The sequence below is a fragment of the Chitinophaga arvensicola genome, assembly GCF_900110835.1.
Taxonomy (GTDB): Bacteria; Bacteroidota; Bacteroidia; order Chitinophagales; family Chitinophagaceae; genus Chitinophaga; species Chitinophaga arvensicola.
This window is the reverse complement of record NZ_FOJG01000001.1, coordinates 2087042-2099435: the sequence shown is the minus strand read 5'-3', so window position 1 is coordinate 2099435 and position 12394 is coordinate 2087042. Positions and strand designations below refer to the sequence as shown.

Here is a 12394-nt window from a genome sequence, read left to right as displayed (position 1 = left end):
ACAGTTGTAGTGATTAAAAAAAATAGGTTTAGTTCAGGTTCTTGGTTGCTACTATCGTAAAAAAATGCACAGTACCTCTATAGTGTCCTTTTACGGATCACTTAAAAATAAATAAATTTTACTATTCCGGTAATTTTTTTTCGGGAGAGATAAATATGTTTTGCTGCTGCCGGGCTGCAGTCGCCGGCAGCAGTACATAGTAAGGCATGCTTACTCACCCCATCCGGTGAGGATACAAGCATAGCCGGGGGTTTTAGGATACAGCTTCCAGAGCGGCGCCAGATCCAGTTCAGGATATTTCTTTTCTGCAACAATGGCCAATGCGGCGTACTCACCTATGTGTATCGGCTTGATCTGCTGATGCTCCCAGGTACGGCTACCCGTAGCAAAAGGAAGCATCCACGCAAAAGCCTGACGGATACTTCTCTTGTCTGTACTTTCATAATGCCATAGATCTACCTGCACCTTCTCCGCCATCATGGCCAATTCAAAAAATGCTTCGAGGTTAAAATAGGAATAGTTCCATGACAGCGTACGCGCCAGTTCAAGCGGCTGGCTGCCATCAGCGGCAAACTGGGAACGGATGCGTTCCTGCGTCTGCTCTTTCAGCATCTGACGGGCAAGATCGGGTTGCTGTGTAAACAACGCGATGGCCACTGCCTGCACGTCGTACCAGGTACCATGATTATTCTTTTCATCTGCTTCATCTTTTCCAATCGGGCTGGTACGCATCCAGCTCAGGAAACTACGGTACCACTGCTGGATGCCTTCATAAGTGTCCGCAGTAAGCGCAGGCGATCCTTTCAGCAATTGAATTCCATCTATCAGTGAAGTGATGATATGTGTGTCTATCAACCCGATACCCCTTCCTTCTGTGATCCCTGGTATGGCCTGCCCGTAGTTCAGATGAGGGTTCATACGGGTTGCAGGGTCCAGGAACCAGGTACGCAGCAATGCAGCTGCCTTGTCCGCATACTTTTTATCACCAGTAAAATACCAGGCCAGTCCTAACGTTTGCACATCGCGGCATAATGAATTATAAAATGCATCATCCTTGATCGAGTAACGTTCCGGGTTCACTACGCCATCCCTGCGGATATAAGGCAATCCATTTGCTTTAGTGGAATCGGGCCACCAGTAAGGACCCACACTCATGTAATCATGTTTATCACCGCTGGGAGGCAACTTACTTTTAAAGGTAACTGCATAAGGTCCGTTGGTCAATGCACGGTCGGCTGCCACCAGCAAAGCTTTCAGCGCCTGCTCCTTTACCGGATCATGTTGCGCAATAGCGGCTTTGCTGGCAGCCAGCGTAGCACCATCAAGCAGAAAAGTGGGAGGTGCCTGTTGCGCCATTGCAGAAAAGGACAGCCCCGTCATTACAACGAAAACAGTACGGAAGATTTTCATTGGTGGTCATTTTTAATTATTCCATGATAACTTTTCTGGCAGCACTGATCAGTTCCTGCTGTGTTGCGTTTCCATTGCCGACATATATATTCTGCGTTACCACGCTATTGATCATGCCATAGGCTGTAACACCCAAACCGGCATTATAATGCACCCGGTTACGCCGGATATCTACGTCCTTATTTCCTGTCTGCAGATATTCCAGCAGCAAGCCTCCCCTATCATTGGCTTCTACAAAATTATCGTGGATGCTCACCTTTTCACTGCCTGCTATCGTAACGCCATACCAGGCATTGCGTGCTATTTCATTGCCTGCGATCTTCACATTACGGCATTCACTCAGTGCAATACCACTGCCAAAAGGCGAAGTATCCAGGCGGCTGTTACGAATCCGTACATCGCTGCAATGTGTCAGCAGCACGTTGTGTTGCAAACGAGGCCCGGGTATTACACTGGATCCGTTTTCATTAAAATCACAACGCTCAATCGTCACATCGTTTGCACCGGCAAGTTGCAGTCCATTGAAAGTACATCCCTGTACAGTGACCCGGATAAATTGCAAACGTTTAATCCCGCCGGCCTGTTGCGCCAGAAAAATAATCCCGCCCCTGTTGGCGGCTGCACGAAAAGAACGGTTGCTGTTGGGATCTGTACCCGGATCTGTTTTCAAAGCGCCTTCCAGTACCAGGTCACGGATAGTTACATCATGCAGATCATCAGCAGCATTTACAATAGCATCGCGTGCGCCCGATGCCGGGTCAAGGAACAACACCGTGCCCAGTCCTTCTCCAGCCAGGGTTACACCGGAAGGCATTTTCAGAGAAGCTGGTAAAGTATGTATGCCCTTCGCTGCTACTACCCAACGGGAACTACCGGCCGCCGTATTCAGGGCGTCCTGTAAAGAAGCTCCGGGTAATACATAGATCGCATCCGCAGGGATGGCCTGTTTCACGGGTGCACCAGCACCTGCGATATAAGCGGTGGTATCGGGCATTGGCGTAGAAGCAGCAGCAGATATATTACCGCCATCTTTCTTATTTAACAGTTTTCCATTTCGTGTACCCGCTGTCGTTATACCTTTCGCCGGTAAACGCATGGAAGTTAAAATACTACGGGTAGCTTTCCCACGCACGGAGTCTGCTGCCCTTGTTGTTTTCGGAAGATAGATGCCCTGCGCGGCATAGTGCCGGTACACATACTCATAGTCGTCTCTCAGCCCCATTACCCGCGTGGAAATTTCTCCGCCATAACAATAAGGCGTATCGCCCAACAGGTAGCCGGCAGTATATTCGTAACCCAGCGCTATCCTGTTATTGGCAATAGAAAACAGATCAGTTCCCTGCGTATAGGCAATTTGTGCGGCGCCTGCAAATTCACCCAAGCCAAGTTGCACATGTCCCTGATCCCGGCGGCTTTCCTGGCACTGTCCGTTAGGATAAATATATTTAAACAGGCTACCATTGACAGGTGCATGTAAAAAATGATCTACTGCATTGTTAAACATCTCCCGGTTATCAGTAAACACCGCGATGGCAATAATAGAATGAATAATTGCACCATCCCAGTTACCATTGGCCTGCGGGAAGTAATAACGCATCAGCGGATAGTATACCGTCATCAGCATATGCGTAAAACGTTCCACATCCGGCTGTTTCCATCCGGCAGGGGTGCAACGGATAATCTCTGCGGCGTTGCAGAATACGTGACCGGTCCAGGCAGCGAGCAACTTGGCATCATTGTAATCGAAATCCCATAACTGTGCAGACCAGGTATTTATGATCGCTATTGCTTTATCAGCGTATACCTGTTCGCCGGTAATATACCACAACACGGCGCAATCATATGCCAGGTCTGCCCCTTTCGACAATTCCCCACCACCGATATTTGGCTTTCCAAATGGCCCTCTCAGCACGTGCGTATAGGCTTGTATGTTATATTGCAGATCGGTGGCTGCCTTTAGTCTTTCAAAGGCACTTTTCCATGGCTCTGCACCGCTGCGCACCTGTTGTTTCATATAATCAAGATCGGCGCGGCTCTGATTCATACCCGGATGCGAAAAAGGTTTTGATTGAGCGGTGGCAGATAAGCAACACCATGTTAGCAGACAGCAATAAAGAAAGGATAACAGTTTTTTCATAATAACGTGGAAATTAAAAAAGGTGTATAAAAGTAATAGGAACTGATAAATGGCACATATTTTCAGTTGGGGCCGGATAGCTTATCGTTGTTACCTTTCAGGACGATAGTGACAACGGAAATTCCCGCTGTTGCTCACCGGTGACTACGCCGCTGATCAACCTGTTCCGGGTGGTATCCCGGGGAAAAAGCACAACGGACTGGTACAAACCTGTTGTTGGTAAAAGATGCAGACACACCAGATACGCACAGGACAAGATGACAAATAACGTGGCAAATATTTTAACATCACGTAATGTTTGATGGAAGCTGGAAAACCCTGCTGGCCGTATTTCACGGCAACTAAGAGAGAACTTGCAAACGTTTGCATATATTACTCTAAAAACAGCCTGACTAACAGATTACAGCATATGTGGTAAATAATTTAATTGGAATAATTTAACTGGAATCCAGAACTCTGCAATACAATCGATTGTAGTGATTCCGGATGCCTAAATTAGATAAAATTTTTACTTTTTCAGAAAAAATCTGGTTTAAAAAGCAGAATGCATACGTTTTCAGTAACTAATGTATAATCAGCCGTTTTTTCGATTCCGCAATAACCGGGTTTTTTGCCGATATTCACGAGGCTACCTTTGCTTTAAAACAGGAAAGTCATGAATCATTACAACACCATTGCCACGGCAATAGACTATATCAGGGAGCATTTCAAAACACAACCCGACCTGCAGGAAATGGCCGCCGCAGTGCATATGAGCCCATTTCATTTTCAACGGGTATTCTCTGAATGGGCAGGCGTTACACCCAAAAAATTCCTGCAATACCTTACACTCGACTATGCAAAGGGGATACTGAGACAGGAAAAAGTGACCGTATTTGATGCGGCGTTCGAAGCAGGACTGTCGGGTACCGGCCGTTTACACGACCTCTTTATCAATATCGAAAGCATGACACCCGGCGAATATAAAAACGGTGGAAAAGCCCTGCACATCAATTACAGCTTTGCGGAAAGTCCGTTTGGCAATATTCTCGTGGCATCCACACCTAAAGGCATCTGCCACATGGCTTTCGCAGACGATCCGCAACAGGCGCTCCAGGAACTCACCACGCAGTTTCCACATGCACAGTTTACCCAGATGGTGGACCTCATCCAGCAAAACACACTCTACCTGTTTACACAGGACTGGAACCGGCTGTCTGAAATAAAACTACACCTGAAAGGCACAGAATTTCAACTGAAAGTATGGGAAGCACTGCTGAAAATTCCGCTCGGCAAACTCACCACCTATTCCCAGTTAGCCGCTTCCCTGGAAAACCCGAATGCCTCCAGAGCCGTGGGCTCCGCAGTAGCACAAAATCCGGTCGCATTTTTGATTCCTTGTCACCGCGTCATCAAAGCCTCCGGAGACACCGGGCAATATCATTGGGGAAGCACCCGCAAAAGCGCCATGATAGGCTGGGAAGCCGCCAAAAAAGGAGATAACGATAGTTGGGAGATATAGGAAGAAATACTTCATTCTATCGGGAGGCATTCCCTGACCAGGTGCACCTTATAAGCATGTTATCAGCTACTCATTCCCTGATCAGATCCACCAGGTTATACGCTGCAACCACCCAACTCATCTGCTGTACCAAATAATAAAGGGCTGCCCGCTTGTGTAGGACAGCCCCGTTTTTGCTTATGAAAAAAAGGACCAGCACTCAAAAGTGCCTGCCGGTTAGACGAGGAAAAAAAATTTTGCTAGACAGTTATGTATCACCATTGTAATGAATGTAAACCACACACCAATAGGCATGAGTATTATTCTCCCAAGAAAGATCAGCGCCGGTTTAGATGTTAATCAATCAGTATTATCGTTGATAATTCCGTTTATTCAGATTTTGGTTGCTAAAAAAACATCTTTGCAGATGCTCACTATTTTTATAGGTTACCTTAAAAATAAAAAATTATTTGACATTTTCATATATAAATTTCGTGATCATAACAGCGGAAGCCCATTTAAAATATCGCTCTTTATTATCAAGCTTTTACATATGCCAATATCTGGGGTTTTCTTATCTTTCCATTAAAAACATGACCTCCGGAAAAATAGCTATCGGACCAACCGCTTCCCAGGGCTGGGAAACAGGCATTCGCCGCACATTCAATGTTGCTCCGGACCAGGCGTGGGAACTGGTGTTTACACAACCTATCCTTGGTGCCTGGCTGGATAATAAAGCCGATATCGCCTTTGAAAAAGGAGATACCTATACCACGGCATCCGGTATCACCATCCATGTAACGTCTGTCACCACCGGTAAAGTGATTCGAATGAAATGGCAACAGGCCCCGGATACAAATATCTCTACCCTACAGATAAGGGTTATTCCCAATAAAGGAAAAACCACTATCGCCTTTCACCAGGAATGGCTGAAAGACGCCAGAGAGAGAACAGACAGAAATACTGCCTGGAAAAAAGTACTGGATACCATCGGTGAATTCATCGGATAGAACATATGGCCCCACTACTATAACTGTACTTATTCCTGTAGCAAGGCATACATGAAACTCCGGCTGAGCGCGGTGGTTTTAACCCGCAAAACAAACAACACACAGGCGGCCAATACACTTCCCGTATAGCCACCTCCGTTACGTGAAAACAACTATCTGCAGCGCAATAGGGAACATTTCCACTATCAAGATTATACGTAAATTTTACCAAACAATCAATTATTTTTTAAGCGTATTATAAGCCTGCACACCGATTCTTAACCCTAACTTTGAACCAGTAAACACCAAAGAACCTACGGGAACGCGAACTTATGAATGTCTATAGTATAGTAAAAGGGCCCCAACAGCCAGATCTGCTTCATCATGAAACACTGGCGGATATCTTTTCTCAGGCTGTACGGGAACATGCCCATCATACCGCACTGATATTCCAGCAGCAAACTCTTACCTATCAGCAACTGGATCACTGGAGCGATGCTGTTGCCGCTTTCCTGCAAGCCAATGGCATTGGCCCGGGAAGCGTGGTCGGTATCTGGTGGCCACGCGGACTGGAACTCCATGCTGCCATCCTTGGTATCATTAAAGCTGGGGCTGCCTATGTGCCGCTCGACCGGGAAATGCCCGCAGAAAGGGTAGAAGGCGTACTCAACGAAGTAAAAGCCGCCGCCTGCTTCAGCGAAATTCCCTTGCAGATAGCCGCACCTGTTTTAAAAGTACCCGCTGTTCCTGACAGTACCGACACCTTTACCCTTAACGCCGGTCCGCAACCCGAAAACTTTGCCTACGTTTTATATACTTCCGGCAGTACCGGTAAACCTAAAGGTATTCCGATCAGCCATCAGCAGATCTGCCACCTGATCCGGGCAGAACAAACAGTGCTGAATATCCGGGCCACCGATAAAGTATACCAGGGCTTCTCCGTATCCTTCGATATGTGGTGCGAAGAAACCTGGCTCAGCTACTTTGCCGGCGCTACCCTCTGGGTGGCAGATGCCACTACCGCTAAAGCTATCGATGAACTGGGAGATGTGCTACGCCGTGAGAAAATCACGGTGCTGCATGCTGTTCCCAGTCTCCTTGCTATTATGGACGACAACATCCCCTCCCTCCGCCTGATTAATGCCGGCGGGGAAGCGTGTACGCCACAGGTATTGTCCAGGTGGGCCATCCCGCCACGCAGCTTCTATAACAGTTACGGCCCCACGGAAACAACCGTGAGCGCCACCTTTGCGGCACTGAAACCCGGCGATTATATCACCATTGGTCAACCACTGCCCAATTACAACATGGCCGTGGTAGATGAAAAACTCGATATTTTACCCCTCGGGGAACGTGGAGAACTCGTGATCTCCGGTCCCGGCGTCGGCGCAGGTTATATAGACCGGCCCGAACTGACCCGGGAAAAATTCGTGGATAAACCGGCTACCATGACAGAAATGCCCGGTACCCGCCTATACCGTACCGGCGACGCCGCTATCATCTTACCCGATGGCAGCATCGATTTCCAGGGCCGCCTCGATGACCAGATCAAGTTACGCGGCTATCGCATTGAACTCGGTGAAATTGAAAACCAGCTGCATGCCATCCCCGGTATTGCCGCCGCCGCCGTAGCCGTGAAAAAAGATAGCAACGACCAGGATCAGCTGGTAGGTTATATCGTATCGGAAAATGAATCGCCATTTGACGAAACCATTCTCCGGAACAAACTGGCAAAAGTACTGCCTCCCTACATGGTGCCCGGGATTATTGTAGCATTGGAAGACATGCCCCGCCTGCCAAGTGGTAAAATAAACCGTAAAGCATTACCCTTACCCCTGGCTTTTACACAGGTTACCACCCACGAAGCTATTGATCCGGACGCCCCGGTTGCTGAACGCATTACCGCCATCCTGTCAAAAGTATTTCCCGACCGCACCATCGATCTCCAACAGGATTTCTTTACCGACCTGGGTGGCCACTCCCTGCTGGCAGCGGCCTTTGTATCCAGGTTGCGCCGGGAAGCCAATGTGCCGCAGGCATCTCTCAAAGACATTTATATTCACCGCCCACTGCAGGCATTGGTAGATGTTTGGGCTGCCCAACCACAACAAACACAAAAACCACCCCGCGTTTTCAATAAAGTTCCCTGGTGGCGTCACCTCAGTTGCTGGATCGCTCAAACCATCGCCATACTGGTGATCTATGGATTGTTCGCCATGCAGATCTTCCTACCATACCTCGGCTACTACTATGTAGAACAGGATACCAGTCACCTCGGATACGCCATACTGACCGCACTCGCGATGTTCTGCCTGCTCCCGCCCGTCTTTTCTATCCTCATCATCAGCACCAAATGGCTTGTGATCGGAAAAATGAAAGCAGGCGATTACCCGGTATGGGGCACCTACTATTTCCGCTGGTGGCTCGTGAAAACCGTACAACGACTCATGCCTTCACAATTCCTGAATGGCACCCCACTGTACCCGGCCTACCTCCGCACCCTTGGTGTGAAAATAGCTCCGGATGCACAACTCGGCGCTGTTACCATTGGCGCTGAAGACCTGGTCACCATCGGCAGCGATGTGAGCATCAGTTCGCAGGCAGTGATCAACAACGCCTTTATCGAAGACGGATGGCTGAAATTACGCACCGTTCATCTCGGCGATCACGCATACATCGGCAGTAGCGCCATCATTGGCGGCGATACCGTAATGGAACCCTGGAGCGAACTACAGGATCTGAGCTTCCTCCCCGCCAATACTACCGTGAAAACCGGTGAAGTATGGCAAGGTAGCCCTGCCACCCTGAAAGTCACCAAAAGCATCAGCGAACTGCCACAGCCATTACCAGTGTCAAAAGCGACCCGCTTTAAATACAGTGTGATCTTTTCCCTGTTCCTGCTGGTATTCCCGTTCACCGTGTTGTTACCACTGCTGCCTACTATCATCACGTTAAACCAGATGGATAATGCGGCACCGGACTATAACTTCAACTACATGGTGATCACCCCGGCACTGGCATTGAGCTATATTATTTTATTTACCGGGCAAACGGTATTGCTTACACGCTTGCTGCAATGGGGCATCAAACCAGGTACCTATCCGATTTACAGCGCCTTCTATGCACGCAAATGGTTTGCCGACCAGCTGATGTCTTTATCCCTGATCGTGATCCATCCCATCTTTGCAACGGTGTATATCTCTTCGCTGTTCCGCGCGCTGGGTGCAAAGATCGGCCGCAATACCGAAGTATCTACCGCCAGCAGCGTAACGCATCCACTGCTTGAAATAGGCGATGGCGCCTTCATTGCGGATGCCGTAACACTCGGCGAATCGGATGTACGCGGGCAACAACTGATCCTCGAAAAAACAATCATTCACAATACCAGTTTCGTAGGCAACAGCGCCCTGATTCCACAGGGATATGAGTTACCGGAAAATATGCTGATAGGTGTATTATCCACACCGCCGTCGAAAGAACAACTGGCTGGCAGTAATGCCCGCGACTGGTTTGGTTCTCCGGCGATTGCGCTGCCACGCCGCCAGGAAAGTCATTTCTTTCCACCGGAACTCACCACTCACCCATCACCGCAACGCAAGCTGGCCCGGGCTACAGTAGAGTTTATCCGCATACTGATTCCAGAAACAGTGGTGATCTGTTGCAGTATCCTCTTCATCGCCTACGCTCACGACCTGGTGACGGAAAAGCCCTGGTGGGTGGTACTCCTGCAATTCCCTTTCTATTATCTCTTTTTCCTGGGATTGCCGGCCTTCCTGTTTACCGTGCTGCTTAAGTGGATCCTGACAGGTACCTACAAACCGCTGCAAAGCCCGATGTGGACCTCCAAAGTTTGGCGCAGTGAAGCGATTACTTCCACCTATGAAGCGCTCTCTATTCCTTTTCTGCTGGAATACCTGAAAGGCACGCCCTGGTTGCCGGTACTACTGCGCTTACTGGGCGTTAAAACAGGTCATCGTGTGATCCTGAATACCGCAGACATCACTGAGTTTGATATGGTGGAAATCGGCACGGACAGCGTTTTAAACGAAGATAGCGGTCCGCAGACACACCTGTTCGAAGACAGGGTCATGAAAGTAGGTCCGATTAAAATAGGCAGCAGAAGCAGCATCGGCGCAAGGTCTATTATCCTGTACGACAGTGAGGTAGGCGACGATGTAAACATTGCGCCATTGTCGCTTTTAATGAAAGGAGAAAAATTACAATCAGGTACCAGCTGGACCGGTAGCCCGGTGAAACCGGAATAACCTGGCAGCATATACGAAAATGATGACGATCCAGTCCATACAGATACGCGATCACTACGATCTTATCAGCAGCATGATGGAGCAGTTACATCTCTCGGAAAAGACATTTTTCCTGAAAACAGCCAGCTGGGAGAGCATTGCCGCCAACTACATGCAACATGTAATGGAAATGCAGGAAACCTGCGATGGGATCTGCCTGCTGGCGTATGTGGATCATACGCCGGCAGGATTCATCTTTGCTTATATCGAAGAAGCGGATGAAAGCCGCATCGAAGATTATACCGGTGACACGCTTTACGTGTCGGATGGCTATGTGGCCAATGAATTCCGGCGGCAAGGTATTTACCGGGAGATGAACGAAGAACTGGAACGGATATACGTAGAAAAAGGCATTCGCAGAATTGTACGATATACCCTCGCGAACAACCATCGTATGCAACAATTCCTCGCCGCCAAAGCGTATGAACCCGTACGGCTGGTTTATGAAAAATGGCTCACACCCGACGGAAAGAAGCCACTCCCTCTGTTCCCTTCTCCGCCGGATGCAAATACCACCAGATAACCGGGAAACCAATATTTACCCATCCCCGTATATGCTGGTAAAATGGTATCGTGCTAAAACATTTATTTTTACTGATCATTGGCAGCTGGTACCTGTCCGCTTCCGCTCAAAGTATTGCCTGGCAGGAATTTGGCAAGGCCGCATTTGACCTGGCCAGTGAGCAGCACAAACCGGTACTGCTCGATCTGGGTGCCAGCTGGTGCCACTGGTGCCATGTGATGGATGATTCTACCTATGAGAATCCCGCCGTAATCAGCTATCTCTCCCAAAATTATATCTGCATAAAAGCCAACCAGGATAAAAGACCGGACTTGTATGCGAAATACAAAGACTATGGCTGGCCTGCCACCATTATCTTTCATGAAGATGGCAGAGAATTGTTAAAAGAAGCAGGTTATTTCTCGCCCGCCGACTTTTTGCCATTGCTGCAAAAAACGTACAATGGTTACCGTTATATAGAGCCACTCAAAAAATCAGTAGAAAATAAAATAGTACCCGGTAAATGGTCGGCCGCTACCGCGAACTTTGTAAAGCATAATTTTTACGAATACCTCGATATGGTAGACGGAGGCTATGATATGCAACAACACTTCCTGGAATACGATGGGATTGAATATGCACTGCGTCATGCTAAAACGGACGCTCAGCTGAAACGCTGGCTGCCGCTCACTATACATGGGTCCTATCTCATCAATGACCCAGTGTGGGGTGGTGTATACCAGTACTCTACCAATGGCGACTGGAACCATCCGCACTTTGAAAAAATACTAAGTATACAATCCCGCTATATCAAAATATATACACAGTATTTCATCGCTACAAAGGACAGCAGCGCGCTGCGGCAGGCAGATCAGATCATCGCTTATCTCAACACTTTTCTTTACAGCGGACAACAACTGTATTACAATTCACAGGATGCCGATCTGAAAGCAGGAGAACATGCAGGCGGTTATTTTGCGCTTCCTTCCAAAGAACGCTATCAGCAAGGTATTCCACGGATAGACAGCACCAGTTACGCCAAAGAAAATGCGCAGTTGGCAGATGCTTTCCTGTATCGTTATGAAGCGACGAAAGAAGAAAAATACCTAGCAAAGGCAAAAAATATATTGCAAAGCCTCCAGGCATTCCGGCAGCCGGATGGCGGTTATGTGCATGACCGCGCCTTTACGGGCAGCATTGCTCTCGCAGACCAGCTATATCTTTGCCAGGCATGGGCGCATCATTACCAGCTTACCCGTGACGCGGCATCCCTTAAAACCGCTAACGAAATAGCAGATTATATGCTGGCACATTTCACAGGAAAAAATAAAGCACTTTTCAGCTTCAGCAACAACAACAAATACCTGCCACCGGATGTGGTATTGAGTGAGAATATAGATGCAGGGAAAACGCTGGTGCAACTCTCCCGGTACGGACATCCCGGATATAAAACAGCGGCAGAAAATATATTCAGTTATATATCTTCTCCCGCCGTCTTAAAAACAATTATTGCAGAACCGGGTATTTTAACGTTGAAAGAAATGCTGCAGTAGCAAGACTTCCAGGGGACAA

At 48.2% G+C, this 12394-nt stretch carries 7 protein-coding genes; 5 read left to right on the top strand and 2 right to left on the bottom strand.

What is annotated here, in order from left to right; genetic code table 11:
• Positions 1 to 210: 210 nt before the first annotated feature.
• Both BMW79_RS08905 and BMW79_RS08900 read right to left on the bottom strand, forming a co-directional pair.
• A complete protein-coding gene (locus BMW79_RS08905; RefSeq protein WP_089893366.1) occupies positions 211 to 1410 on the bottom strand; it encodes an alginate lyase family protein in 1200 nt (399 codons plus the stop codon).
• A gap of 16 nt (positions 1411 to 1426) precedes the next feature.
• On the bottom strand, positions 1427 to 3547 hold the full coding sequence (locus BMW79_RS08900) for a right-handed parallel beta-helix repeat-containing protein (protein ID WP_089893363.1): 2121 nt from the start codon (positions 3545 to 3547) through the stop codon (positions 1427 to 1429).
• 655 nt (positions 3548 to 4202) lie between these two features.
• On the opposite strand from BMW79_RS08900, the gene BMW79_RS08895 reads away from it, so the two are divergent.
• The 5 genes from BMW79_RS08895 (at position 4203) to BMW79_RS08870 (ending at position 12375) form a co-directional block, all read left to right on the top strand.
• Positions 4203 to 5048 (top strand): bifunctional helix-turn-helix domain-containing protein/methylated-DNA--[protein]-cysteine S-methyltransferase, encoded by an 846-nt coding sequence (locus tag BMW79_RS08895; RefSeq protein WP_089893360.1) that lies wholly within the window; start codon positions 4203 to 4205, stop codon positions 5046 to 5048.
• A 572-nt stretch (positions 5049 to 5620) separates the two neighbouring features.
• Entirely contained in the window at positions 5621 to 6037 is a 417-nt protein-coding gene (locus BMW79_RS08885; RefSeq protein WP_089893354.1) for an SRPBCC domain-containing protein, read from the top strand.
• 311 nt (positions 6038 to 6348) lie between these two features.
• Positions 6349 to 10281 carry a Pls/PosA family non-ribosomal peptide synthetase gene (locus BMW79_RS08880; RefSeq protein ID WP_089893351.1) on the top strand — a complete coding sequence of 1311 codons (3933 nt, stop codon included), beginning with the start codon at positions 6349 to 6351 and terminating at the stop codon, positions 10279 to 10281.
• A gap of 22 nt (positions 10282 to 10303) precedes the next feature.
• Positions 10304 to 10843, top strand: coding sequence for a GNAT family N-acetyltransferase (locus BMW79_RS08875; RefSeq protein ID WP_177192090.1), 540 nt, complete (start codon positions 10304 to 10306; stop codon positions 10841 to 10843).
• 50 nt (positions 10844 to 10893) lie between these two features.
• Positions 10894 to 12375 (top strand): DUF255 domain-containing protein, encoded by a 1482-nt coding sequence (locus BMW79_RS08870; RefSeq protein ID WP_177192089.1) that lies wholly within the window; start codon positions 10894 to 10896, stop codon positions 12373 to 12375.
• The last annotated feature ends 19 nt before the right edge of the window (positions 12376 to 12394 follow it).

Coding starts and splice junctions, on each gene's coding strand:
- BMW79_RS08905 (WP_089893366.1), bottom strand. CDS start 1,410: ATGAAAATCTTCCGTACTGTTTTCGTTGTAATGACGGGGCTGTCCTTT.
- BMW79_RS08900 (WP_089893363.1), bottom strand. CDS start 3,547: ATGAAAAAACTGTTATCCTTTCTTTATTGCTGTCTGCTAACATGGTGT.
- BMW79_RS08895 (WP_089893360.1), top strand. CDS start 4,203: ATGAATCATTACAACACCATTGCCACGGCAATAGACTATATCAGGGAG.
- BMW79_RS08885 (WP_089893354.1), top strand. CDS start 5,621: ATGACCTCCGGAAAAATAGCTATCGGACCAACCGCTTCCCAGGGCTGG.
- BMW79_RS08880 (WP_089893351.1), top strand. CDS start 6,349: ATGAATGTCTATAGTATAGTAAAAGGGCCCCAACAGCCAGATCTGCTT.
- BMW79_RS08875 (WP_177192090.1), top strand. CDS start 10,304: ATGACGATCCAGTCCATACAGATACGCGATCACTACGATCTTATCAGC.